Source organism: Mesobacterium pallidum (assembly GCF_019966535.1).
Lineage (GTDB): Bacteria > Pseudomonadota > Alphaproteobacteria > Rhodobacterales > Rhodobacteraceae > Mesobacterium > Mesobacterium pallidum.
In genome coordinates this window covers 1-22584 of sequence record NZ_JAIMID010000021.1, presented here as the reverse complement: position 1 = coordinate 22584, position 22584 = coordinate 1, and the positions used below count along the sequence as shown (strand labels likewise).

Sequence of the window (22584 nt, the reverse complement as noted above, 5' to 3'; positions counted from 1 at the left end):
GAGGTCTTGTCCTCGTCGTGTCCTTGAACGACGCCGGCCATTATCCGCGCAAAAAGACCTTTGTAACTTCAAAGCTTCCACTAGCTATAGAGCGCTTTAGATGCGGCGTAGCCTCCCAGGTCTTACGCCAGACATTAAAAAGTAAAGAGGAAAGCATGGCCATCAGATTCTCCTCTCTCCACCTAGTCCGACACTCTAGCAGCGGGTTGGTGGGAAGGCTGTTCATCCCATTAGCTCAGGTCATCGCGCCTGCGATCAAAAGTACTATCATTATTACCAAATAATAGCACACCACAAAGCTGCCGTTCCATTTCAGCCCAACCTCATGAGCGGGCTTGCCAGTCAAGGCCACGGCGATCGCCAATGGTGATGCAAATGGAGAAATGAGCATGGTACCAGACCAGCCACACATGACAGCTATCATCAATATCAGATCGGGCACATCAATTCCTGATGAGATTATTGCACCGGTACAAACCAACGCACTTACCATCGGCGATAAACCAAGTTGGCCAGCCGCTGTCATAAGAAGAATAACAATGCATCCCACTGCGCCAGGACTAATTGAAACACTCTCAAACAGCTTTCGAAGATGATCGTCTGGTAGTATTTCAACAACAGTAAAACCAAGAAAGGCACTGGCCCCAATCAGGCAAATTTCACTGGTGGAATCCGGGAGCGCTTTGAAACCTTCGCGGGCGAGGGATGTCAGGCTATTAGAGAAGGGTTGCCTTTCAGTTAGTAGCACCCAAAGGACCGCTACTAAGGGAATAACAATTAGAATTGCCGCACGTAATGGAATTCCGATCAGCGCCTCCGAAACAGCCGATAACCCCGTGATAGAGAGAACTAATCCGAGAAGCGCGACCATCGCCAAACCAGCGCCTTCATGAGTCGGTGGCACAAATGTAGGGTGAACCGTGTTTTCCAGGCGATCAAAGATCCAACCTAGGACGAAGAATATCACAGTTAGACCGAGACCATATGGCAAATAGGAAATGTAATCGATGCTCGGCATCATTGGGATGAGCATGTTGATCGCGAGGCCCATAGGCGACCAAAGAATCGTCGCTCCGAATCCGCGGAGTACTGCATTTGTAATTCTCTGGCCCTGTACTTCTCCAATATCGTGCGTTGGCGCGAGACGGTTACGCTGCGCCAACGCAATCGTTAACAGAAGCTGGATACCACCAAGGTTCAGCAAGATGCCAAAGATATGACTTCCGCTTGCCAAAAGCGCAAACCTCCGTGAAGGTGACTGGGTGACCAGGAAGTGCGCAGCGGTGCTAACGATTTTCGAACGTGTCGCAGCCACCCGCAGAATCGCCATGACGGTCAGCAGCGCTGGAAGGTAGAGCGCGCGGCTCGCAGCAAGGGCAAGGCTTTCCACCTCGCCCCCGGCAAGAATCAATAACAACCCAGATAGGATGGCGAGTAGGAACATAATTTTGGAGTTCGATCGCACGGAATGCCAGCACAATAGAATGTGAGACACGATCAACACCATCGCAGCTCCTGCAAACAAGTGATTTTCACTTAATAAATCTGCGAGAGTGAAAACGGTTCCACCGAGCAGCAGAATGGATGAGGCTCTAGATAGCCATCTTTGGCGAGCAACCATTTGCATTGTTTTCACGTACCTCACAACAACAATTCGGAGGAAAATCTCCACCCTAGAATGTTAGCCGAATGAATTTGGCACTCCTCCAGAGCATTCACACGCTGAAAACGAAATTTGCGATTCTATAACTGATACTGACTGCCCCCACAAAAGATCGGCATCTTGCGCGGAAGCGGTAGCCCATCAATTACAGCGCTAGCCCGCAAACTGTGCCATCTATAATATGAGATTTCTGCGGTACATCTGAGCAAATCTAAATGTATGTGATGAATCGGTTTAGGGCGCCTTAAGGAGTGGATAGTACGGCAGCAAGTGTTTCATCTGGTTCGGTCAGCATTGCCAGATGACTACCTTTGACTTTAATTACATTCGCCTTGCGCGTAAGCGCCAAAGGCAGAAAACGAGTCATAGGCGAAACTATTCCCCATTTGGTGCAAAGTATATAAGACTGCGAAACTAGACCGATGTCAGGCGAAACACTAACTGGCTCAAAAAACGTACGCCAAGGCTGCAAGCACGTCCGCGGCTCTACAAATTCAAGTACTGTTGGATCGTTAACGCCGAAAGCCTTCATAGAAATGGGAGGAATTTTTTGGTCTGCGCCTCGTGCCGTATCGTACAATTCCCGCTTATCGATATCTATCATATCTACCAGCGACATACCGTTATCAGGCATAAATGCATCGAAAAATATTAGAGATCTAATTTTTTCAGGGATTCTGGAGTGCACCCCGGAGATAACCATACCTCCGTAGCTCCACCCCAATAGATCAACATTGTCTAGCCCTTCCATTTGAATGTGCGAAACTACATCCTCAATATGAAGGGTCAGATCGGCAGAATTGGAATTAGTATGACAGCGCTCACCTAGACCGGTTAGTGTTGGGGTAGTGACGATACACCCCTGCATACGCAGTCGCTCAGCCAGATCGCGCCAAACCCAGCCACCAAACCAGGCTCCCGGCACCAAAACAAAAGTACGTTTAGGCATAATTCCTCCTTTGTTATTCCAAATTCCTCGAAAACGGCTAAGGCATCGTTCGAGTCGATCATCTTTCAACTTTTCATTGCCGAAGGTCGTACGCCGCTACCTAGCAAAGTTAGGCAACGGCAGGATGCCTGAATTTTTGCGAAGTAACCTAAGCTGCTACTCAACATCGACTTCGGATTTTGTATGGAGCCCACAAAGTAATGTGGGCTCCATACTCCGGCTAACCTGTTAATCTCCGAATTTTCATTCACTTCACTGCTCTGCGAGATTAAGTGCGACTTAGGCGGAAGAAGACTAAGTTGAGAAAGGCGAAGTCTATCCCGCCAACGGTCAGTAAAGCATTCGCAAAAGCACCAATGTAATTGAGGGGAACATTACCAATATCGCAGTCCTAATCAAATCGGACAAAATGAAAGGCACGACACCTCTAAACGTAGCAGAAAGAGGCGTTTCCTTTGCCATAGAATTGATAACGAAAAGGTTCATACCGACCGGTGGTGTAATTAACCCCACCTCCACTACGATAAGAACAATGATCCCAAACCAGAGTGCAAACTCCTCAGCTCCCAGCCCATAATCAAGCGCAGAGACTATGGGGAAAAAAATTGGGATCGTAAGTAAAATCATAGACAGAGAATCCATGACGCACCCCAAAACTAAGTAGACCAACAGAATCAAGACCAAGACTGCCCACGGGTTCAGCCCTAGCTCTACTACCCAATTCGCAAGTTCGACAGGAACTTGGCTCAAAGCTAAAAAGCCATTGTAGATACTTGCACCAAAAACGATGAAGAAAATCATGGCTGTTGCGGATGCTGTTGACAGCAGACACGACACAAGTGTCTTCCAAGTTAGCCCGCCATTGATCAAAGCCAGAAGACCAGTTCCTGCGGCACCAACGGCAGCTCCCTCGGTCGGTGTAAACCAACCGGAGTAGATTCCTCCTACTACTGCAAGAAAAATCACTACTACCGGCCAAACCTCAATCAGCGATCGAAATCTTTCTGAATAGGGAGCTCTCTCCCTCGATCCGGCAGTTTCGGGGAATAGTCTAACATAGATTGAAATTGCGATCATATATCCTAAAGCAGCGAGGAGCCCAGGAATAAACGCCACAACAAATAGCTTTGCAATATTCTGTTCCGTCAGAATGGCATAGATAACAAGAACAAACGACGGAGGAATCAAAATCCCAAGCGTCCCGCCGGCGGCCAGAGTGCCTGTAGCCAATTGTCCAGAATACCCGTGCCGGCGCAGTTCCGGTAGAGCGACCTGGCTCATTGTAGCAGCCGTGGCCAAGGAAGAACCACAAATCGAACCGAAACCAGCGCAAGCGCCAATAGCGGCCATAGCAACGCCGCCTCTTTTGTGCCCTACCCATTTTTCGGCTGAGTTAAACAGCGCCTGCGACATTCCGCCCAAAGTTGCAAACTGGCCCATAAGCAAGAACAACGGCACGATAGACAGCGAATAGCTTGAAAATGTTGAGTAAGTCTCATTTTTCATTTTCGACAAGATGGGCAACCAACTGTCAGTGACTAGATACGAGCCGAGCACTCCGGCAACCAACATCGACAGACCGATGGGAATGCGGAGAAAGATTAGGACAAGAAGGGCAGGAAACGACCAAATTCCTATTTCAAGAACACTCAATGGACCGCTCCCGAGCCAGAAATGATGTTGGTCTTGGTTGAAGCCTCTACGGCTCTTGCGAATACAAGATATGCCGCAACGACACACGCGAGAACCAAAACAATGAAACAAGCCAAGTAGGGCCACCAAACAGGCATCTCGAGGATAAAAGTTGTATCGCCATATTCGAATTTATTTGCCATTCCGTCCCACAGTTTCCAAGTCATCACAGCCAGCGCCATCGCCATCAGCGCTTCAGAAATCAGATTGATCCAACGATTTACATCAATGGGAAGCATATTCGTAAAAAGATCGACGGTCGCATGTCCTCGCTGCATTTGGCACCAAGGAAGAAACGCACATACAGCTATTGCTACACCAGCCTCAACCAATTCAAAGTCACCTTTGATTGGACCTAGGCCTAGGCCAATCATTGCCCGACCCGCAATAGACGCACATGTCAAAATGGTGATGCCAATCAATACAAGACCACCAAATATTGCCGCAGCTTTTGATAGCTGCTCAAAGAACCTATATGTCGCCAATTCTGGCCCTCCCAACAGGAATTTTATTTTTAGCGCCGCGCTCAATGCATGGAACCGTTTCATTCATCGCTTCAAGGGCCAGGCACTTCGACGCACCTGACCCCTAGATATTTTTTTCGCGCTTTATTTTTGCTCAGCAGAATACTTCGCTATGAGCTTTTCTGCCTCTTCAATCAAAGCGGAGCCGTCAAAACCACGCTCGTCCATGTCAGCAGCCCATTTGTCGTAGACAGGTTGCGCAGCATCTCTCCAGATCTTTGACTGTTCTTCATCCAGAACTACGATACTGTTCCCCATCTCTCGAGCAATTTCGCGGCTTGGTGACGCGTAGGCTTCTTGAGTAACTCCAGCCCAGGCAGAGAATTCAAAGCCCGAATTGTCGTCGATCACTTTCTTCAAATCGTCAGGAAGACCATCATAGGTTGCATTATTCATGGCGAACACAAACGTGGCAGTGTAGAGAGCGTTTCCTGTGAACTCCGTGTGATTGTGTACAAGTTCTGGAACTTTCAAACTTAGAACTACCTCCCAAGGTAGAGTCGCTGCATCAATCACGCCCTTCGACAAAGATTCAGGAACGGCCGGAACTGGCATTCCTACCGGCGTTGCGCCCAGTTCTTCGAGAAGCATGTTGACCGTGCGAGACGCACCGCGAATCTTCATCCCCCTCAGATCTTCCAAGTTCACGATGGGCTTGGACGAATGAAAGGATCCCGGTCCATGAGTCCAAACGCCCAGGACATGCATATCCTTAAACTCTTCGTCCTTCATTTCGTTTTCGAACATCTCGTAGAAGGCGCGAGATCCAACTTCGGCGTTCGGGAGAATGAAGGGTAGTTCAAAAACTTCGGTGCGCGGGAAACGACCAGGGGTATAGCCGATTACAGTCCAAATGATATCAACTGCGCCGTCTGTGACTTGCTCGATCAATTCAGGAGGCCTGCCTCCGAGTTGCATTGAAGGATACCGTTCAATTTTGATGCGGCCGCCGGAATCGCGCTCCACATTGTCGGCCCATACGTCCAAGACATTCTTGGGCACGTGAGCCTGGGCAGGCAAAAACTGATGTAGTTTCAGAGTAAACTCTTGTGCCGTCGCGACGGTGCCGACTGTCAACGTCCCAACTACTCCCACAAAAGCTGCAAATACAGCTTTCTTTAGCGAAATCTTCCTCATGCGTCCTCCACGGTTTTTTCGCACCAAGCACCCAGTCCTTTATTTGGGCAACTTTAGTCCCCTCCGTACGTTCGATAAGCGAACGACGTTCTATTAGCGAACCATATTGACTGGAGCCGCGCTTGTCAACGCTCCGCGTGGGGCAAGAGCGAGCCTTAATGAAGACCTGGTTCAAGTGTGGTTGCATTGCCCTGGGTTCTAACAGTCGTCGATATTCACTCATGCTTCTGTCCGGCACTGGATCTGAGTGAGGTGGTCCCTGAAAACCGGACACACTGCTAAGCTTGCCGCCAACGATGACGAGGAAGAACAGCGTGGCTGACAAACGAAAGCCGAGTTTAAGGCGAAGGTGGCGCTCGAGGCCATCCGTGGCGAGCTGACGGTCGCCGAGCTGGTGGCAAAGCATGGCGTGCATCAGACCTTGATCGACACCTGGAAGCGGCAGGCGCTCGAGGGCATGTCCGGGATTTTCTCGGGCAAAGCCGAGGCGAAGGCCGCCGAGAAGGACGGCGAGATCGAGAAGTTGCACGCCAAAATCGGCCAGCTCGTTGTGGAACGGGATTTTTTAGCGAAAGCCTCCGGGCGGTGAGCATGGCCCGGAGGCGAGAGATGATCGATCCGTGGCACCTCGTGCTGTCGATCACCCGGCAATGCGCTCTGGTCAGGATCAGCCGGTCGGCATGGTATGGCCCGGGCAGGACGGAGACGCCGCTGAACCTGGCGCTGATGAAGTTGATCGATGCCCAGTTCATGGAGACGCCGTTCTATGGCAGCCGTCAGATGGCAAGGCACCTGCGTAAGCAGGGCTATTGCGTCGGACGCAAGCGCGTCCGGCGGCTGATGGCGCGGATGGGCCTGCGGGCCGTCTACCAGAAGCCAAAGACGACGGTGCCGCATCCGGAGCACCGCAAGTATCCGTATCTGCTCAGGGACCTGGTGATCACACGCCCCAACCACGTCTGGTGTGCCGATATAACTTAAATCCCGATGCGGCGCGGCTTTCTCTATCTGGTCGCGATCATGGACTGGGGCACGCGCAGGGTTCTGTCCTGGCGGTTGTCGAACACGATGGATACCGAGTTCTGCATCGAGGCGCTGGAGGATGCGCTCAGGCTGCATGGCAGGCCCGAGATCTTCAACACGGACCAGGGCAGCCAGTTCACCAGTCCGCGCTTCACGCAGATCCTGCACGACGCGACGGTGAAAGTCTCCATGGACGGCCGAGGTCGTTGGATGGACAACGTCATGATCGAACGGCTATGGCGGTCATTGAAGTACGAATGCGTCTATCTGAACGCATTCGAAACCGGGTCGGCAGCCCGGACAGGCATCGGCAAGTGGATCGACTTCTACAACACCGAGCGCCCGCATTCCGCGCTCGGCGGCAGAACACCGGTCGAGGCCCATCAGGGCCCTGACCTCCAGGCGGCGGCATGATCAACAGGCAAGCTTAGCAGCGCCGCAAAACTGTCCGGGAAATAGGGACCATCTCACCCCCCACTGGTTCAAGAGCCTTGCAGATGCAGGTAAAATGCTGGAGAATTGGCGTAGACACTAAAGCGACGACAGACTGCATTGCGAAATCGGATGCAACGCCCCGAACTTATTGCACTTTCCCGACGGCGCAACCAGCCCATCATCGCGAACAAACCCCGAAAACTCCAGCCTCGGGTGGTCCAGAGTTGGCGTGCAGAGCAACGGCTACATTGCTCTTGGCATGCCCTTCACTGGAGTCATATGATAAGTCCTTACGGGGAAGAGTAACCTCGGCGATCAACCAATTGGTGCAATCGAACTGTGCCTATGAACAAAAATAGAGATCAGCATCAACCGGTAATCAATGGGTTTCTTACTTTAGCCCCGCATTCGGAATAGTGGTTTGATCACACCAAAACAGCAGGTAAACAATTTCCAATGACAGATGGCGCAAACTTTAAGAAGCCTGCACCTTCGAAAGCTCGCGCCCCAGAAGGCATGGCAGGCTTGGCCAAAGGCTTAACAATTATCGAGGCTTTCGGGTCGAATCACGAGCACCTCACAGTCGCCAGTGCAGCAGAGTTGGCGGGTCTGTCACGGGCGAGCGCTAGGCGCTGCCTGCTCACACTTGCTGATGCTGGATACCTCTTTCGACAGGGGTCCAAATATAGACCAACTCCAAGAATGCTTCGCCTCGGCGCAGCCTACTATGAGTCAGCCTCATTGCCCCAATTGGCGGAGGCACATCTTGAGGCTGCTCGGGACGAATTGAACGAATCAATTTCGCTAGCAATTTTCGAGGAAGGTTACGCGGTATTTGTCGCTCGTGCTGAAGCTGAAAGAATAGTTTCCAGCCTCGCCAAATTAGGTGGACGTCTGCCAGCATACGCTTCCGCCACAGGGCGCGTCCTCTTAGCGGCACAGTCAAATGAAATTCTAACCAAATACTTGAACAAAAATAAGCTCCAAAAGCTTACGCCAGTAACAATAACTAATAAAGATCAGCTTTCCGAGAGAATCAAAAAGGTCAAGAACGTTGGCTTCGAAATCACCGTCAATGAACTTGAAGAGGGAATGGTCTCTATGGCTGTACCAGTTCTAGACAACCAAGGAAACGTAGTCGCAGCTATGAGCATGAGCGCCTCCAGCGCGAGGATCAGCACGCAAAAGTTACAGGAAGAGTACCTACCAACTCTGCAAATGCACGCCAGTAGACTTTCTCAGTCACTCTAACAGGAAACTAAGCAACTCTTTACAAGAACCGAGATGCCCCTAGTTTTCTATACACCTGCTTAGTTCAGGTCTGCTGCTTGATGTCGAAATCAATGGGCGGCAGTATTCCGTTGCTCGTGTGCGGTCGTTTTAGTTCATGAAATACTTGATGTTGTCTAACATGTAACGACTTGCTTCATCGCGTGTTTGATATACTCGTCGCCTGATCCGCTCTCGTCTCAAAGATTGGAAAAAACTCTCGACCACTATGTTGTAATAGCTGTTTCCAGGTCGGCTCATGCGCGGGTCTAGGCGGCGCTGGTACAAGAACGTCTGTCACTTCCGGCTTGTGAATTGCGGGCCTTGCTCCGAGCCTACCGAGGCTTCACCGTTTGGCTTACACCGCTATACGGCCATCAATAGAGCCTGCAGAGCCAGTTCAGTGTTCTTTCACACACAACAGGCGTCCCAGCGAACCACACGGCGTGAGAACAGGTCATTGACGACGCACATGTACAGCAAGCCTTCATAAGTCATGATCTAGGTAATATCGGTAACCCAAAGCTAATCGGGTTGAGGTGCGTACCGCCACCCAAACGTCGCGAGGTCTCAATTCCCGAATACCCGCACTGTAATCTGATGCATCGCATCCCGCTTAAACTTGTGCTGAAACTTTTGGTCCCAATGTCGCCTACCTTGCCTTAAAATTTGGCTGCGAAGCCTCTAGTAATCTAAAGGCTCCTCAATTCGTCCTTTCAAATCGTGAACCTTTTCAGGCAATACACCTTAACAACTCTTACTAATGTTCCTAAATTACGGGAACACCTGTGCCTGTCATAGACGAAATAGGGTATTTTCGCTCTACGCTCGCTCTGTCGGAACGTCTCGCGATCCAGGCAGATAGAACTCCGTAATCCCCCGCCTCCCCTCGACCCGCCCGAGCTGGACGATTACATCGATGGACTTCCGGATATATTCCCGCACCTCGGCAAAGGTCAGCGGCGTCCCAGCCTGCAGCACCATGATCGCCAACCGGTCGATGGCGAGCTCTGCGGTTTCCGCGTGGATGGTGGAAACCGATCCGCCATGGCCCGTGTTGATCGCTTCGAGATAGGTCAGGGCCTCGGCGCCGCGCAGCTCGCCAACGATGATGCGGTCGGGGCGCATGCGGAGGGAGGCTTGAAGGAGGGCGTTGGCGCTGCGTTGCGACCCGGCACCGCGGTCGGCCAGGAGGGCGACGGTGTTGGGTTGGCCGGGGAAGAGCTCGAAGGCGTCCTCGATGGTGATCAGCCGCTCGTGCTCGCTCACATGGGTCAGGAGGTGCCGAGCAAAGGTTGTCTTGCCGGTCGAGGTGCCGCCGCTGATCAGGACGTTGAGCCGTGCCTCGACCAGGGTCTGTAGGGCAGCCTCGAGGTTCTCTTCGGCAAGACTGGCAATGTTCTTCATCTTCTCGGCGCGGAGCGCGTCGAGCGAGACGGCTTTGCCGAAGAGATAGGTGGGCGCGTAGTCCCGGACGTTGCCCGCGGCGAAGAGACGGATGGTGATCGAGGCCCCGCGATCGATGGCGGGCGGCACGGCGACCTGGACCCGGAGGGGCCGGCCTGCATATTCCACCTTGCCGGACACGAGCGGGTTCTTTTCAGAGACGCGGGCCTTGGCGTCGCCGACGATGGTCTGGGCCATGTTGAGGGCTGTGGTGCGATCCACGGTCTGACCTTCGTGGCGCATGGTGGCGTCGCCTGCGACCTCGAGCCAGACCTTGCCGTCCGGATTGATAGCGATTTCGACAACGTCGTCGCGCTTCAGGAGGTCGCGGAACGGGTCGAGATAGCGTTCGAGGTATGAGGCTGGTGATGCCTGCTCCATCAGTAAATCACCACATCCCGGTCCACGAGCACGGTGACCGAGGCCCCCTGATCGACATAGATCGTCGGTGCGATCGAAACCTGGTCGGCAATGACCGATCCGACGGCATCCTGAAGGTCGCTGCCGACATCGCCAAGGACGATGCTTGTGGTTTCGTTGTTAGCACTCTCCGCCGCCACGGCCGGTGCCGCCCCGATCACGGAAATCAGCGCCGCACCGCCGAAGCGCTCGGCGAACTTGGTGTCGACGAGGCCAGTAAGCCCCGAGCGACCGAGTTGATCTCCGCCCACGGCGGCGATTTCCATCGAGGTGCCGTCCGGTGTCAGGACACGGGTCCAAAGGATCAGGATGCGCTTCTGGTGCATCTCGATCCCGGAGCGGTATTGGCCAAAAAGGCGGGAGCCCCGGGGGATCAGGATCCGGTCCCCGGAAAACGCCGGGACCGGCTCGGAGACGACCGCGACCACGGAGCCAGGCAGATCGCTATTGATGGCGGTCTGAAGCGCGGCCTGGATGACGGACCCTTGGGTCAGGGTGCGCTCAGGATGGGTGAGACGCGCGGCCTCCTGCACTTCGAGCGGCCGCGCACTTTGCAGGAACTGCTCATTGCCCGAGCGGACCGGCCCGCCAGTGCCAGCGGCAGCAGGATCGGCAACCGCCGCGCCACTTTGGCCACCTCGTGGACCATCGGCGTAGACCACGGCAGGGGATTTGATCTGCGCGGTCAGAAGCTCCTCGGCAACCCGCTCGGCCTCGCGCAGGCGCTGCTCCTCTTCCTGACGGCGGCGTTCTTCGAGAAGGCGCTGATCGGCGATCAGCCCCTCGCGGTCGAGCTCGGCCTCGAGCCCCTCGCGCTGCGCGCGTTCGGCATCGAGCATGGCCTGCAAACCTTCGATGCGAGTCTCGGTCTGACGCTGCAGGTTGGCAAGCTCGGCCTCTTTCTCCACAATAAGTGCTTCAAGCGCCGCCTTCTGTTCGTCGAAGGCCTCGCGCAGGTCCGCAACGGCGGACTGGATTTCCGAGTTGCGCGCAGCCTGGCTGGCGGCGAGGGCCTCGCGCAGCTTGGCAATCTCGGCCAGCACCGCGGCGCTCGGTTCCGGGGCAGGGGCCGCAGGCACATCAAGCGCTTCCTCGACGGCGATCAGCGCCTCATTGACCCGTTGCTCGGTTTCGTCAGGCGGAAACTCCAGCCGCCCGCCGGTGCCGGGGCGGCGGTCCTGAAAGGTCTCGACATCGGAGGTCTCAAGCGCGCTGTCGCCTTCCTGCAGACCAGTGGCCAGGAAATACGCCACCCCGGCTCCGCCGAGGGCAAGAGCAGCGGCGAGCGCGCCGACCCCGAGGCTGTTGCCGCGGCGTTTGGATTTGCCGCGCTGGCTGAACTGGTCAAGGCGGTCCTGAAGATCGGGAGGAGTTTGATCGGCCATGGTCAGTTGCTCACGTAGATCGCGCTCTCGTCGCGCCAGGCACAAATTGCCTCGCCGCCGATGCGCAGTGTCCAGTAGGTGTTCACCCCGAGCACCCGGACCGTGTTTCCCTGTTGGGTCCAGTTCACCGTGCGCTCGCGGCCCTGGTCATCTGCCTTGAAGAGGGCGGGCTGGCGGCCATTCTCCGGGAAGACAAAATACGTGTAGCGCCCGTCGTCGTAGATATGGCTGGGGCGGAAATCCCCCTCGCCCGAGACGCGGTAGTTATAGTTGCGCGGTGCCTCGAAGCCTTTGGGCTGGGTTGCACCCGCCGCGCGGCGTTCCTCGTCGGGGTAGCGGAAGCGCACCTCGAAGAACATGCCGGTGCGGTTCGGAATCGAGCCCTCGCGCAGATGGAAGGAATAGGTGCGGCGGTTTGTGATGACCGTCATGTTGGTGGAGGCATTGGCCACATGCGGTTTGATGGTCAGCACATTGCCAAGCTCGGGGATTGGATCGACCTGGAAGCTTTCGGTGTCGCCGACAATCACTGCTTCAAACCGCTCGCCCGCCCCGAAATGGATCGTGGTCGAATGCCGAAGATCGGTCTCGATCCGGTAGACTTGGTTTTCATTGTAGACAGCAGTGCGGATGCGGATATCGAGCGGACCGCCTTGCGGCGTGGCCTCGGCGAATGCTGCAACGGGCATGGCAAGCGCCAGGAGGAGCGCGGGCAGGGATTTCATCTTGGTCAGTTCTCCAAGGTCTCGGCGTCGACGCGGTAGGAGGTCACCACGAAGCCCAAGGGGTTGGCCCAGACATCCTGAAGGCGCTGGCGGGTTTCGGGTTGGAAGTCATAGCCGACAGTGGCGACATAGGACCGGGTGACGGTGCGGGTGTCGCGGGGACGGCGCAGCGTGCGGGTAAAGCGGACCTGGGCCACGCCGCGCTCGATCTGGTTGACCGACTTGATCACCACCTCGATCTTGGCGTCGCGTCCATAGACGGTGATCGGGTAGTCCTCGTTGGTGGAGGACCAGAGATCGCGCAATGTGCGAGCGGCGTCGCCATCCGAGCGGTCGAGCACCGAGTTGATGCGTTGCTCGCCATCGGTCAGGTCATAGGTCTCTCGATCGTCGACATAGGCCACGAGATTGGCCTGGATAATGGCGTCGCTCTCGGAAAGGGTCAGCGCCTGGACGGCGGCGACCCGATCCATCTCGCCGGTTTCCTTGTCCACAACGACCACGAAGGTCTCGGTCGTTTTGAGGGGAAAAAGGCTCGCGCCCGCGACCATGCCGGCCACGCCGGCCAAAACGCCGGCCGCCGCGACGAACCAGGCAAAGCGTTCGCGCCGTCTTGGCCCGTAGATGAAATCCGCCTCGAAAGCATCGCGATCGGGCGCGGGGGAACTGGTCACAAGCTTCTTCAAGTCAATCGTCTTTCACATCAGGGTTTGCGGAAGGCCTTGGCGGCGGAGAGAAGCGCGCCGGGGCTTTGCCGGATCATCTCGCCGGTCTTCACCACACCCGCGTTCGCCATCTGGTTCAGCTCATGGGGAGACTTGCCGGTGACGAGGCGCGAGGTTGCGCCCGTGCCGTACTGGCGTGTGTTTACAAAGCCCTGACGTGCAAGCCCGGTCAGGCCCACGGCATTGGACGCAATGCCCACGACGCCTGTGAGGTTGGAGGCGATGTAGGGGACCGAGGCCATGATCCCGGCGCTGAGGATCAGGATCACGAGGAAGGGCAGGATGAGGCTGACGGTTTCGACGTCACCGGGATCGGCGGAGGCGTCCCCGATGGCCTCGGCGATCGCCACGATGATGCCCGCGGCCCCGGCGGCCGCGACCGGCATGAGCGCATAGCCGATGGTGGCGCGGGTCCAGGCCTCGAAGAGGGACTGGGTCGGCTTGAAGAGCGAGGTCACGATCATGAAGGGGGCGATGACGATCATCAGCGCGAAGACGATGCGGGCGAAGGCGATGATCCCGGCGGTGACGGCGGCAAAGACGGCTGAAAGGACGAAGAAGATTGCGCCCAAGACTGCGCCGAAGACCCAGCCCGCGCGGTCGCCGATCGTATCGCCATAGGCGGTGATGCGGGCAACCATGTTGTCGAGGCTTTCATAGACCCCGGCCTCGTCGCCCGAGCCGGTGAGCGCCAGGATCGAGGCACCGACGGAGTCCGGAACCCGCGTGACGATGTCATAGATGACGCTGAAATTGTCCCAGCTTTGCGCGAATATCCCCACCAGTGCCACCTTCATCCCGAAGGCAAAGCCGGTGCCGAAGGGCAGGGGGCGGAGTTGCATGACCGCATTGATCCCGAGGAGCACGACAAGGAGTGCGGCCCCGGCGGAGATCACGTCGCCGACGGCACCCGCCGAGGAGACAAAGCCGTCCTGCGCCACGGTATCCACCGCGGCGTCGACCTGGCTCAGGATGTCGCGAATAACGCCCATCTACTCGGCACAGGCCTCCACGACTTGCGCCTCGAGCGCATCGGCCTGAGCGTAGAGATCGAGTACCTTGAAAGGCAGGCGCGGATTGTCCGAGGTCTGGAACCGGGGCAGGGCGTCAAGCGCCTGATCCCAGGTGAACTGATCCAGCAGGCAGGTGCAGGTTTCCGAGGCGAGGGCTTCTTCAGCAACAAGGATGCGCAGGATCGCGCGGTAGCCGTTGCGCAGATAGGCGGTCTCGGCCAGATCGGCGGGCGGTTTTGGAATGCGGCAATTGTCCTCTGCTTCCCGCGCGATGGCCATCGAGCTGAAGGGTGTGTCACCGGATGGCTGCGTGGTCGGGGTTTGGGCCAACGCAACACTGGGTGTGGCACTCACGACAAGTGCTGCGAGACCAAGAGACCGGATTGGCGCCAACCTGCGGGTCATGGACATTCTCATGGATCCACCGCCATCGAGCGGAACTTGCGCTCATCCGCGAGGGTTGCGGCATCGACGACGCCGAGCTGGCCGGCGCTCACGCCTTGCGCTGCTTCCAGCCGCCAGATCTGGGTTAGAATGATGCCGAGCTCGGCGGTGACACGAGTGTTCAGATCGACGGCGGCTTTCAGCCCGTCCTGATCGTCGATGAGCCCGACCATTGTCTCGAGCCGTTCGAGGCTGTGGCCTGCCTCTTCATGGCTTTCTTGCGCTGCGACCGACAGCATGGCACTGGCCCCGGCTGAGGTGGCGATGCGGTTGTCGGCGGGCTGGTCGGAGCCTGAGAGCGTGCTCAGGCGCTCCGAGGTGAAGCCACTGCCCGACAGCACCCGTTCGACCGAGGCCGACAGTTCCGCGCCGGGATTGAAGCCGCTCAGGAAATCGCCGCTCGCCAGCGATTGCGCGGTATTGAGCGGGGCCACCAGTTTGCCACGCAGCGCGCGGAATTCTTCGACCGTGGCGAAGAGTTCTCCGAGCCCACTGCTTTCAATGAGCGAGGTCAGTTGCGCCTCGAGGTTCGTCAGCTGCGACAGCTGGGTTTCCAGTTCCAGCCGCATGGTCGCGAGCTGCTGCATCTGGACATTCAGGTCCTCGGCCATGTGCTCGAGCTGGGCCACGAACTGCTGCAATGCCGAGCCGTCAAAGGTTGGGACGCCTTGGGCAGCAGCGGGCGAAGCGAGCCCGAGTGTTGTGACCGCCGCGGCGGTCAGGAGAAGGTGTCTCATTCGGGAACTCCCATCTGCATGAAGTCGCGCTCGGCCAGCCGGTCGGCCACGAGGTGCTGCGCATAGGCCGCCTCGCGCTGCTGGTTGGCGGCCATCAGCCGGACGCGGAGGTTGAGGATGCGGCCGATCTCGGCCTTGGCGTAGGTGTTGAGTTCCCAAGCCGCCTTGGCATTGGGCTGCGCATCGATCTGCAAGATGATCGCGCGCAACCGGTTGATGACCTGTTCGGTGGTGGCGGAGCTGTCGGCGGCGTAATAGACGCCGGCCTCGGAGATGCTGGCATATTCGGCGAGCGCAAAGTCTGAAGGTGAGAGCGTGCCAAGCACATCGGCACCGCCCACCACGGCGAGATACTCGTTGTAGAACTTCGAGATATTGCGCACGTAGCCTTGCGTTTCGGCAAAGGGTGGCACGCCGCCATATTCGATGACCCGGCCCGGGCCTGCGTTATAGGCTGCAAGCGCGTGCGGGATATTGCCGAACCGATTGAGCTGGGTGGTGATATAACGTGCGCCGCCGCGCAGGTTGTCTTTCACGTCATAGCGGTCGACTCCAAGATCGGAGGCGGTGCCGGGCATGAGCTGGGTCAAGCCATAGGCCCCGACCGGGCTTTCGGCGGCGACGTTGAAGCGGCTTTCCTGTTTGATCAGGGCCTGGAAGAGGCAGCGCCACTGGGTGGCCGAGAGCCCGGCACGGGCCACACCGGGGGCGCCTGCGAATTCGCCCGCGACCTCGACGATCATCATCTCGACGGTCTCACGGCCTTCGCCGAAGAGGCGGCTGTTCATCGGGCTCGGATCGGTGTTCGGATAGACCGCCGCCACCCCGAAATCCGCATTGCCCTCGAGCGCGCGGATATCGAAACCGGGACCGGTGATCGCTGCCGTCATCTCTTCGAGAACGCGCAACTGGTCGGCCTGGACATCGGCGAGCGTGGACTCGGTCCGATCCTTGTCCTGCTGGACGCCCAGATCTTCGACCAGCGCCGTCACCCGCGCGATGGCGCGACCGATCGCGGAATTGTCCTGTGTCGGCACTCCCTGGGCATGTGCGGGCAGGGCGCCGAGGCCAAGGCAAAGCCCGGCGGATATGATCGCGGCGCGGCTCATTCCGGACGGGGCAGGGGCTCGAAGGTGCAGTCGGGTTTGGCCGTCTCCTGAGCCGGTGCGCCCATGGTCGAGAAGGAAAGCGCGGACCGCGTCACCTGCGGCTCGCCATTGCGTCCGAAGCAGGGCGAGGTTTTCTCGGTGTATTTCTCGCAAGCCGACAGCAGGCTTGCGGCGGCGCAAAGCACGAGGAGAGGTTTCAAACTCATATCACATGTCTCCAGAAATCGGGATTGGCGCGCCAATCGGCGGGCACACGCGCCTCGCCTGTGGCGCCGCCGCCAAGGATGGGAAGGAGGTTGCCCAAGGCGGAGAGGTCGGCGTCGACGAAGACGCTGTCGCCCGCCGAGCGGACAAGGGCGATGCGCTGGCCAATGGTGGGCTGGACGAGGAGCGCGGCCTCCTTGGCGTTCACGCGCAGGAAATCGTAATCGGAGACAGCAGCACGATCGTTCGGGAAGAGGATCTGCGTCGGCACCGTCTCGACGATGGTTTTGCCGACGCGGCTGTCGCGCAGTTGGCTCGGATATTGCGTCATCATGATCACGACGCAGTTCATCTTGCGAAGCGTAACCAGCCAGTTTTCCAGCCGCGCCCCGAAATAGGTATCGTCCAAGAGCTTCCAGGCCTCGTCGAGCACGATGATGGTGGGGCGGCGATCCTCGACCACGCGTTCGATCTGGCGGAAGATGTAGGAGAGCACCGCCATGCGCTCGGTGGTCATGTCGAGGATCTCGGTCATATCAAACCCAACGATGTCGCCCGTGAGCTTGAGGCCTGCGCCGCGCTCGGGCTCGTCAAAGACCCAGCCATAGCGCCCACCTGGCGCCCATTCGGCGACGCGGGATTGCAACTCGCCGTCGTCATCGAGCGACTTGAACAGGGTCTCGAAACTGACAAAGCGCTGCAAGGTCGCGCCCGCATCGGCGTTCTGGCCGACGGCGCTCTGGATATGGCGAGATTGCTCGCCCGAGAGGGTTCCATTGCGTGTGAGAAGGGTCGCGAGCCAGTCCGAGAGCCAGGCTCGGCCGCGCTCGTCGGTCTCCGTAGCGAGTGGGTTGAGCCCCGTGGGCACCCCGGCACGGATTTCGTTGTAGCGTCCACCAAGGGCGCGGACGGCCATCTCAAGCCCGCGATCCTTATCGAAGAAAAAGAGCCGCGCGCCGACCCGCTGCGCTTGTGCTGCGAGGAAAGCAGTGGTCAGTGTCTTGCCGGTGCCAGTGCGCCCCAGCACAAGGGTATGGCCAACGGTCGGTTCCTTGCCAGGGCTGCCCGCCTCGTGGAAATTGAACCGATAGCCCGAGGTGCCAACCGTCGGCAGGACCGAGATGGTCTGGCCCCAGGGTGACTGGTCCGGCCCACGCCCCTCGACGCTGCCGTGCAGGGCCGCGAAATCCGCGAAGTTGATCGAGGAAATCGGCGTCTTCCGCGCCCGGTAGCCGAAATTGCCGGGCGACTGCGCAAAATACGTGGCTTTCAGCGCCATGTTCTCGCGCACGATCACCGACATGATCTCCTGGCCAACGCGTTTGATCTGGGCGGCGGCGCGTTCGAGCGTATCGCGGTCCGGGGCGTAGACCGCGATGGAGAGGTGATGGTCGCCAAAGGCGATGCGGCCCGCTTCCTGGTCGTCGGCTGCTTGCCCGAGCTGTTCGCGCAAGGAGACGGCCGCATCGTCGGAGGCGTGCATCTGGCGGATGATGCGCTGGATGCGTTCGGCCATGATGTTGTTCGGGATCGGGCTGAAGGAGTTCGTCAGCACGATGTCGAGCGGCAGGTCGAGCGCGTCGAGCAGCGTGACGTCGGTCAGCGCCGGATAGGACTTCATTGAGAAGAGCGCGCCGTATTTGACCTGACCGGTCACGACGTCGGTCAGGGTGACGACATCGCCATCAAAGGTCGCGCGACAGTTGCTCAGGGTATGCGAGAGGGGCAGGGCGCTCTGCCCGAAGGCGATGGGGGAGAAGCTGCCTGCGTTCAGCGTATTGAGATAGCCCAGCCATTCACCGTCCGACTTCGTGAGCCTGACTGGATTGGCCGAGGCAAGCGCCACCTCGAAGAAGCCCATGACCTCGGTCAGCTCCTGCAGGCGTGTCGCGCGATCCTTGACCCAGGCCTTGCGGGCCAGAGCGCGCAGAAGCGGGATGCGCGCGGAGATGTCCGGGCGCCGGATGACGCTGAGATAGAGCTGGCGCTTGGCGGGGCGGAGGTCTTTGACATGGGCCCGCCAGCGCGCGTCGATCGCGGCTGCGAAACTGTCTCCCTCGATGGGGCGCATCCCGAGATCCTGCGGCACGGAGATCCGGTGGATGTAGAAACCGAAGGCGTTGCCGGTCTGGGCGACGATGGCGGCGACCGCGCGCTTCAGCGCATCAAGCCGGGCGTCTTCGCTAGTCATCGGGTTCAGACCATCAAGGCGCAGGGTCGCCAAGAGGTCGCCCTCGCGCAGCACCATCACATCGTCATCCGCGAGCGCGAAATACGGCAAGTGCTCCGCGAGATAGCTCTCCCGCGCGAACTCCGCGCCGCCCGCTTTAAGGAGAACAGTTCCGTGAGTGGAAAGTGTGCCCGCATCAAGCGCCAAAGCTGTCGCCTCCGTGCAGGGCCCGGTTCTTCGTCGGGCGCACTGATCCAAAGGAGACGCGCAGCACTTCGAAGAAATGCGGCTCACGGTCGGCGACGAACCAGAGGATCGGATAGGCGACAAGGCCGATCAGGAAAAACACCATCGACTTGGTCCAGATGAACGGCAGAACGACCCCGGTCGCCAGCACCACCAGGTATCCGACAGGGAGACCCAGATACTTGGGCGGTCGGGCGAGGCCCAGAAAGAGGGGGGATCGTTCTGCCAACTAGATGCTTTCCCGCTTAGCTGAAATGAAGAATCCGTAGGACGTCTCGAGGCAGCGTTTGCAGTGCAAACGCGTTCGAGACGACCGGAGGATGCGAGTGTGCGGAAAAGTCATCGGCCAACCTCAGGAGAAGCCGTCGACGATGGTGCCGGCCGAGAAGATCAGCACGATCCCGATGATGACCGAGGCGAACCAGCCCCAGTTCAGCCGCCCCATCATGCACATGAAGCCGGTGCCGATGACCGCGAGCGTGGCGACCGCGATCCCGATCGGACCCGTCAGCGCGGCCTCGACGGTTTCCAGCATGGTCTGGATAGGCGACAAGTCCTGCGCGAGAGCGGGCGTTGCGAAAGCCGCCAGGGTTGTGGCGGCAGGCAAGAGGCGGCTGAGGCGATGTCTGAGCATGCGAAGTTCCCTTATTTTACTGAAGATCGATGAGGACCGGAGCGCGCGCAGGCACCCGGGCAGCGACGCGGATGTTCGGCGCGGAAACAGGTGTACCCGCGAGTCGGGACCGGATCCGGTGGATGCGCGCGATGTAGTCGCGGGTCTCGGTGAAAGGCGGGACACCGGAATATTCGACCACCCGGTGCGGTCCGGAATTGTAAGCTGCCAGCGCCAGGTCGATGTCTTTGAACGTGGCGAGCTGCGCGAGCAGATAGCGCGCCGCGCCGTCGAGGTTCTGCGAGGGATCGCGCGGATCGACTCCGAGGGCACGTGCCGTGTCCGGCATCAGCTGGCCAAGACCATAGGCACCCTTGGGGCTCACGGCAGTCGGATTGTAGCTGCTTTCAGCTTCGACCAGGGCGTGGAACAGGACCTGCCAGTCGTCGGCACCCAGACCAACCTGGCGCAGGGCACGGTTCCCTTGGTGGCGGTCAGCAGTCGTCCGGATCAGGAAGAGGATGTCGTCGCGACCGGACAGCGGCGCGGTGTCCAATGAGGCCAGAATGACTTCGGCTTCAGAGCGATCATCCAACCCCGCCCATACAGGCCGCTCGCCATGAAAGGTCCAGCCGGATGTCCGGGCTGTCCCGTCGCGGCCGAAGGCGATGACGTCAGCCGCGCTCCTCGAGGGTGATGCTGTACTCAGGACCAAAGCGCAGATCGCGCCCGTCACCGAACTCGAGATGATGTTTGAAGAGCCCCGGCCATATGTTGAAATACCGCGGCTCTGGCCCGTGCGGGGTGATCCGGGTCGAGACCAGAATGGCTTCCGGCTCGCCCTCGCGCAGGTAGATGCACTGGTAGCGCGGCTTGCCATCGTCCGTGAACCCCACGAGTTCATACCGGCAGCGGTACGCGATGCCCTTCTCGGACAAGTCTTTGACACCATCGATGGTGATCAGGATCTGGTTGCGCGCTATCGGCATGTTCGGACTCTCCCCACGAGAGCCCTTCTACTTCACGACACTAAGGCCATAAAGTCATATGGAGTCAATACGCCATATTGCATAAAATTACATATTGAGCGATAGTCTGCTCAACTTTTGCGGGAGAGCGACATGAAGCGACAGGCGATGGCAGCTGTGATGGGGGCGATGGCGGTGTTCGGAGCCCCTGAGAAGGCGCAGGCCTATGACATCGATTGCGCCATCATGCTTTGTATGGCGGGTGGTTTCCCCCCGAGCGCCGTTTGTGCTCGCGCCTATCGCACCATGATCCGCCGTATCACGCCCTGGCCGAGCCTTCCGCCCTTCGGGGTCTGCACCTTTGCCCATGTGCCGGTCGAGTTGGGCGGGCCCGGCGGCGAGGGTGAGCTAGATACCAATCTGCCGGAATACGAATGGCTGAACCGGACCCATGTGATCTGGTTCACCGGACGCTCCTACGAGCCGCGCGACGAGCCGCGTCAGTGGGACTGGTCGATCCGTTCCTGCGATCGCGAAAACCGGACCTGCCGCTACATCCAGCGGGTCTACGGTTCCCACACGCCCTGGCCCGCGACATTCATCTCGGAAAGCGGTCAGGAGATCGCCTACCCAAGCGGTGGCGGTCTTTGGCACTTCTATTCCCGCAGCATCATGGTCGAGTACGGCGACTACGAGAGCAACATGGGCCACTCGGAGTGGTTTTCTTACTGATCTGAGCTATCACTGGGCTTCAGGGAAATTGGGCGTAGCTCGGCCAGACAAGCATCAAAGCGTTCCGGATCGACATGCCAGTGGCGGCTCACCGAGCCATCATTCCAACGGTAATCGGTGAACAGGTGGATCTCCTGCTCCCCGTCGTTCAGAAACCCTTCCTGGAAAGGCCAGCCTGTCTTTCTCTTCGCCATGTACCCGCGCCACTCGTACCGTTCTTGCAGTTATGTCCCTCGCGTTGGGGGACTGGATCAAAGCCTAAGGAAACGGACTAGCGCTTCGCGAAGAGTACTTCGGGGTCGACATTGAGCGCCCGGGCGATGCGTTCGAGAAGGTCGAGGGAGGCCGCGAACTTGGCGTTCTCGACCTTGCCCATATGGCCGCGACTCACATTGGCCCGATGAGCAAGCTCCTCCTGGCTGAGGCCGCGGGCGCGTCTCAAGTCTTGAATGTTCAGTGCAACACGGTCCCGCAAGTTCATGCCCGTGAAACGGACACGTTGCACGAAATATCACCACGCGAAATACGTTACATTCAGAGGTGTAGAGTAGAAATCTTAGAGCGGCGCGAGATCGCCGGAATGGGATGCCTGCAGATATCCAAGTCACGGGTTGAGCTGTCTCGTACACATTCTTTACTGTTCAATCGCTCTTTCGGAAAAGGGCGGCACCGACAACATCGGTACCGCCCGAAATTCGCCCACAGGGAGGAGGTGGTGGGCGAATTATTAATGTTGAAGTGCCGAAACCATTCAAATCTCGAGAGAATCTCTTTTTTAAGAACGGAAAATTGTTACTTGATCGAAGTTTCTTGCAATTAAGTCGACCTCATACGGGACTCCGACTCACAACAAGAAGACCTCATTGCGCACTTGAGACGTAAGCGCTGTCTGCGCCCCACGCGGGATCAGCTTGCCGGGTTGAAGTTCCAGGGCAGGAGCTCGTCGATCCTGCTG

At 58.1% G+C, this 22584-nt stretch carries 23 protein-coding genes and 1 pseudogene; 3 read left to right on the top strand and 21 right to left on the bottom strand.

What is annotated here, in order from left to right:
- Positions 1-235 precede the first annotated feature (235 nt).
- The 5 genes from MF270_RS23250 to MF270_RS23230 all read right to left on the bottom strand — a co-directional run bounded on the left by MF270_RS23250 (position 236) and on the right by MF270_RS23230 (position 5965).
- Positions 236-1627 (bottom strand): hypothetical protein, encoded by a 1392-nt coding sequence (locus MF270_RS23250; protein WP_040403090.1) that lies wholly within the window; start codon positions 1625-1627, stop codon positions 236-238.
- 280 nt (positions 1628-1907) lie between these two features.
- Positions 1908-2612, bottom strand: coding sequence for an alpha/beta hydrolase (locus MF270_RS23245; protein ID WP_009574125.1), 705 nt, complete (start codon positions 2610-2612; stop codon positions 1908-1910).
- 330 nt (positions 2613-2942) lie between these two features.
- Positions 2943-4265 (bottom strand): TRAP transporter large permease, encoded by a 1323-nt coding sequence (locus MF270_RS23240; protein WP_009574124.1) that lies wholly within the window; start codon positions 4263-4265, stop codon positions 2943-2945.
- Positions 4262-4852, bottom strand: a complete 591-nt coding sequence (locus MF270_RS23235) for a TRAP transporter small permease (protein ID WP_009574123.1) — start codon at positions 4850-4852, stop codon at positions 4262-4264. The genes MF270_RS23240 and MF270_RS23235 overlap by 4 nt, the downstream gene beginning before the upstream one ends.
- Before the next feature lie 60 nt (positions 4853-4912).
- Positions 4913-5965 carry a TRAP transporter substrate-binding protein gene (locus MF270_RS23230; RefSeq protein WP_009574122.1) on the bottom strand — a complete coding sequence of 351 codons (1053 nt, stop codon included), beginning with the start codon at positions 5963-5965 and terminating at the stop codon, positions 4913-4915.
- Positions 5966-6314: 349 nt separating this feature from the next.
- Here MF270_RS23230 and MF270_RS23225 point away from each other — a divergent pair.
- Both MF270_RS23225 and MF270_RS23220 read left to right on the top strand, forming a co-directional pair.
- Positions 6315-7402, top strand: a pseudogene (locus MF270_RS23225) (IS3 family transposase).
- A 477-nt stretch (positions 7403-7879) separates the two neighbouring features.
- Positions 7880-8674, top strand: a complete 795-nt coding sequence (locus MF270_RS23220; RefSeq protein ID WP_009574118.1) for an IclR family transcriptional regulator domain-containing protein — start codon at positions 7880-7882, stop codon at positions 8672-8674.
- Positions 8675-9514: 840 nt separating this feature from the next.
- On the opposite strand, the gene virB11 is transcribed toward MF270_RS23220, so the two are convergent.
- From virB11 to MF270_RS23150, 14 genes are all read right to left on the bottom strand, one after another.
- A complete protein-coding gene (virB11, locus tag MF270_RS23215) occupies positions 9515-10519 on the bottom strand; it encodes a P-type DNA transfer ATPase VirB11 (protein ID WP_009574117.1) in 1005 nt (334 codons plus the stop codon).
- Positions 10519-11943 (bottom strand): TraB/TrbI/VirB10 family type IV secretion system protein, encoded by a 1425-nt coding sequence (locus tag MF270_RS23210; RefSeq protein ID WP_009574116.1) that lies wholly within the window; start codon positions 11941-11943, stop codon positions 10519-10521. The genes virB11 and MF270_RS23210 overlap by 1 nt, the downstream gene beginning before the upstream one ends.
- Before the next feature lie 2 nt (positions 11944-11945).
- The gene (locus tag MF270_RS23205; RefSeq protein ID WP_009574115.1) at positions 11946-12668 is read right to left on the bottom strand and encodes a TrbG/VirB9 family P-type conjugative transfer protein; all 723 of its coding nucleotides are present in this window, start codon (positions 12666-12668) and stop codon (positions 11946-11948) included.
- A 5-nt stretch (positions 12669-12673) separates the two neighbouring features.
- The gene (locus MF270_RS23200; protein WP_009574114.1) at positions 12674-13354 is read right to left on the bottom strand and encodes a VirB8 family type IV secretion system protein; all 681 of its coding nucleotides are present in this window, start codon (positions 13352-13354) and stop codon (positions 12674-12676) included.
- A gap of 17 nt (positions 13355-13371) precedes the next feature.
- Entirely contained in the window at positions 13372-14385 is a 1014-nt protein-coding gene (locus MF270_RS23195; protein WP_009574113.1) for a TrbL/VirB6 family protein, read from the bottom strand.
- Positions 14386-14760 carry a hypothetical protein gene (locus tag MF270_RS23190; protein ID WP_238368164.1) on the bottom strand — a complete coding sequence of 125 codons (375 nt, stop codon included), beginning with the start codon at positions 14758-14760 and terminating at the stop codon, positions 14386-14388.
- Positions 14761-14819: 59 nt separating this feature from the next.
- Positions 14820-15587: a type IV secretion system protein gene (locus MF270_RS23185; protein ID WP_238368163.1), complete on the bottom strand. Its 768-nt coding sequence runs from the start codon at positions 15585-15587 to the stop codon at positions 14820-14822.
- Positions 15584-16696: a lytic transglycosylase domain-containing protein gene (locus MF270_RS23180; protein WP_009574110.1), complete on the bottom strand. Its 1113-nt coding sequence runs from the start codon at positions 16694-16696 to the stop codon at positions 15584-15586. Before MF270_RS23180 ends, MF270_RS23185 begins: the two co-directional genes overlap by 4 nt.
- Positions 16693-16902 carry a hypothetical protein gene (locus MF270_RS23175; RefSeq protein WP_009574109.1) on the bottom strand — a complete coding sequence of 70 codons (210 nt, stop codon included), beginning with the start codon at positions 16900-16902 and terminating at the stop codon, positions 16693-16695. The genes MF270_RS23180 and MF270_RS23175 overlap by 4 nt, the downstream gene beginning before the upstream one ends.
- Complete coding sequence (locus tag MF270_RS23170; RefSeq protein ID WP_238368162.1) at positions 16899-19277, bottom strand: VirB4 family type IV secretion/conjugal transfer ATPase; 2379 nt, start codon at positions 19275-19277, stop codon at positions 16899-16901. Before MF270_RS23170 ends, MF270_RS23175 begins: the two co-directional genes overlap by 4 nt.
- Entirely contained in the window at positions 19267-19545 is a 279-nt protein-coding gene (locus MF270_RS23165; RefSeq protein WP_009574107.1) for a VirB3 family type IV secretion system protein, read from the bottom strand. The genes MF270_RS23170 and MF270_RS23165 overlap by 11 nt, the downstream gene beginning before the upstream one ends.
- Positions 19546-19668: 123 nt before the next feature.
- Positions 19669-19950 (bottom strand): TrbC/VirB2 family protein, encoded by a 282-nt coding sequence (locus MF270_RS23160; RefSeq protein WP_009574106.1) that lies wholly within the window; start codon positions 19948-19950, stop codon positions 19669-19671.
- A gap of 16 nt (positions 19951-19966) precedes the next feature.
- Positions 19967-20524, bottom strand: a complete 558-nt coding sequence (locus MF270_RS23155) for a lytic transglycosylase domain-containing protein (protein ID WP_009574105.1) — start codon at positions 20522-20524, stop codon at positions 19967-19969.
- Positions 20525-20603: 79 nt separating this feature from the next.
- On the bottom strand, positions 20604-20918 hold the full coding sequence (locus MF270_RS23150) for a hypothetical protein (protein ID WP_009574104.1): 315 nt from the start codon (positions 20916-20918) through the stop codon (positions 20604-20606).
- A gap of 132 nt (positions 20919-21050) precedes the next feature.
- Between MF270_RS23150 and MF270_RS23145 the strand changes: the two genes are divergently transcribed.
- Positions 21051-21629: a hypothetical protein gene (locus tag MF270_RS23145; protein ID WP_009574103.1), complete on the top strand. Its 579-nt coding sequence runs from the start codon at positions 21051-21053 to the stop codon at positions 21627-21629.
- On the opposite strand, the gene MF270_RS23140 is transcribed toward MF270_RS23145, so the two are convergent.
- On the bottom strand, positions 21623-21823 hold the full coding sequence (locus MF270_RS23140; RefSeq protein WP_009574102.1) for a hypothetical protein: 201 nt from the start codon (positions 21821-21823) through the stop codon (positions 21623-21625). The genes MF270_RS23145 and MF270_RS23140 overlap by 7 nt on opposite strands.
- 77 nt (positions 21824-21900) lie before the next feature.
- Positions 21901-22110 carry a helix-turn-helix transcriptional regulator gene (locus MF270_RS23135; RefSeq protein ID WP_009574101.1) on the bottom strand — a complete coding sequence of 70 codons (210 nt, stop codon included), beginning with the start codon at positions 22108-22110 and terminating at the stop codon, positions 21901-21903.
- Positions 22111-22584 lie beyond the last annotated feature (474 nt).

What these genes read in the sequence shown, in the direction of transcription:
- MF270_RS23250 (WP_040403090.1), bottom strand. Translation starts at nt 1,627, where the DNA reads ATGCAAATGGTTGCTCGCCAAAGATGGCTATCTAGAGCCTCATCCATT.
- MF270_RS23245 (WP_009574125.1), bottom strand. Translation starts at nt 2,612, where the DNA reads ATGCCTAAACGTACTTTTGTTTTGGTGCCGGGAGCCTGGTTTGGTGGC.
- MF270_RS23235 (WP_009574123.1), bottom strand. Translation starts at nt 4,852, where the DNA reads ATGAAACGGTTCCATGCATTGAGCGCGGCGCTAAAAATAAAATTCCTG.
- MF270_RS23230 (WP_009574122.1), bottom strand. Translation starts at nt 5,965, where the DNA reads ATGAGGAAGATTTCGCTAAAGAAAGCTGTATTTGCAGCTTTTGTGGGA.
- MF270_RS23220 (WP_009574118.1), top strand. Translation starts at nt 7,880, where the DNA reads ATGACAGATGGCGCAAACTTTAAGAAGCCTGCACCTTCGAAAGCTCGC.
- virB11 (WP_009574117.1), bottom strand. Translation starts at nt 10,519, where the DNA reads ATGGAGCAGGCATCACCAGCCTCATACCTCGAACGCTATCTCGACCCG.
- MF270_RS23210 (WP_009574116.1), bottom strand. Translation starts at nt 11,943, where the DNA reads ATGGCCGATCAAACTCCTCCCGATCTTCAGGACCGCCTTGACCAGTTC.
- MF270_RS23205 (WP_009574115.1), bottom strand. Translation starts at nt 12,668, where the DNA reads ATGAAATCCCTGCCCGCGCTCCTCCTGGCGCTTGCCATGCCCGTTGCA.
- MF270_RS23195 (WP_009574113.1), bottom strand. Translation starts at nt 14,385, where the DNA reads ATGGGCGTTATTCGCGACATCCTGAGCCAGGTCGACGCCGCGGTGGAT.
- MF270_RS23185 (WP_238368163.1), bottom strand. Translation starts at nt 15,587, where the DNA reads ATGAGACACCTTCTCCTGACCGCCGCGGCGGTCACAACACTCGGGCTC.
- MF270_RS23180 (WP_009574110.1), bottom strand. Translation starts at nt 16,696, where the DNA reads ATGAGCCGCGCCGCGATCATATCCGCCGGGCTTTGCCTTGGCCTCGGC.
- MF270_RS23175 (WP_009574109.1), bottom strand. Translation starts at nt 16,902, where the DNA reads ATGAGTTTGAAACCTCTCCTCGTGCTTTGCGCCGCCGCAAGCCTGCTG.
- MF270_RS23160 (WP_009574106.1), bottom strand. Translation starts at nt 19,950, where the DNA reads ATGCTCAGACATCGCCTCAGCCGCCTCTTGCCTGCCGCCACAACCCTG.
- MF270_RS23150 (WP_009574104.1), bottom strand. Translation starts at nt 20,918, where the DNA reads ATGCCGATAGCGCGCAACCAGATCCTGATCACCATCGATGGTGTCAAA.
- MF270_RS23145 (WP_009574103.1), top strand. Translation starts at nt 21,051, where the DNA reads ATGAAGCGACAGGCGATGGCAGCTGTGATGGGGGCGATGGCGGTGTTC.
- MF270_RS23140 (WP_009574102.1), bottom strand. Translation starts at nt 21,823, where the DNA reads ATGGCGAAGAGAAAGACAGGCTGGCCTTTCCAGGAAGGGTTTCTGAAC.
- MF270_RS23135 (WP_009574101.1), bottom strand. Translation starts at nt 22,110, where the DNA reads ATGAACTTGCGGGACCGTGTTGCACTGAACATTCAAGACTTGAGACGC.